The organism is Synechococcus sp. B60.1 (assembly GCF_047462555.1).
In the GTDB taxonomy this organism is placed as follows: Bacteria; Cyanobacteriota; Cyanobacteriia; order Thermostichales; family Thermostichaceae; genus Thermostichus.
On sequence record NZ_JANSJN010000225.1, the window covers coordinates 1 to 1015 of the forward strand.

General features: G+C 60.7%; 2 protein-coding genes. Both read left to right on the top strand.

Translation table 11 applies throughout. The features are described 5' to 3' along the window. A partial coding sequence (locus NW863_RS13175; RefSeq protein ID WP_414366898.1) for an NAD(+) kinase occupies positions 1 to 731 on the top strand: 731 nt, incomplete at its 5' end. Positions 732 to 791: 60 nt separating this feature from the next. Then, on the top strand, positions 792 to 1015 hold a 224-nt coding region (locus NW863_RS13180; protein ID WP_414366900.1), incomplete at its 3' end, for a histidine phosphatase family protein.

Below are 1015 nucleotides of genomic sequence, written 5' to 3' on the forward strand. Positions count from 1 at the left end.
TGGCCCCGCACGGGATCCCGATTTTGCCCATTCAGTCGGGGGGCAGGCTGGGGTTTTTGGCTCAATCAGAGCGGGTGCTGCACCAGGATCCCTGGGATCGCATTCAGGCAGGAGACTTCGTCCTGCAAGCCCGCATGATGTTGCAGGCCCAGATTTGGGAGCAAGCGCAATTGGGGCAAGGGGCTATCCCTGAGGAGGGCAAGCGGCAGGGTCGCCCGGTCAGCGAAGTCTACTACGCCCTCAACGAAATGTGCCTCAAGCCCATCAACCGGGAACGCCTGCCCGCCGCCATCATGGAAATCGAAGTCAATGGCGAGATTTTGGATCAGTACCACGGGGATGGCGTGCTGGTGGCCACGCCAACGGGATCCACTTCCTACACTTTGGCAGCCAATGGTCCCATCCTGGAACCTACCTTTGAGGCCATCATCATCACCCCCATTTGTCCCCTCAGCTTGTCCAGCCGGCCCATTGTTATCAGCGGCACGGCCACGGTGGAGATCTGGCCCCTTGCTGATCCGGAAGGGCTGACCCGCCTCTGGACTGATGGTGTCTTGGCTCAATCGGTCAACCCCGGCCAGTGGGTGCAAATTCAACGGGCTCCCCTGCCGGCCAAGCTGATGATCCTAGAAAAAGACCTCTCCTACTTCCGCACCCTGCGAGAAAAGCTGCAGTGGGCCGGCAGCCGCATCTACATCCCCACCACCAACCACCGCCCCGAGGGGGGATAAAGGGATCTTAAAGTTGGGGAGCTAGAGTAGCGGAGTTTAACTCCCCTGGAATCTTCTCCCATGAGCCTCAGACTGTACCTACTCAGACACGGGGAAACCCCCTACAGCCGTTCCGGTAGCTTTTGTGGCGCCCTCGATCCCGACCTCCCCCCCGAAGGCCAGCAGATGGCAGAAGCTTTTGCCGCCGCCTATGCCGGGATCCCTTGGCAGGCCCTCTACGTCAGCCCGATGCGGCGCACCTTGGCTACTCTCAGGCCGCTGGCAGAGAAGACGGGGTTGGAGAT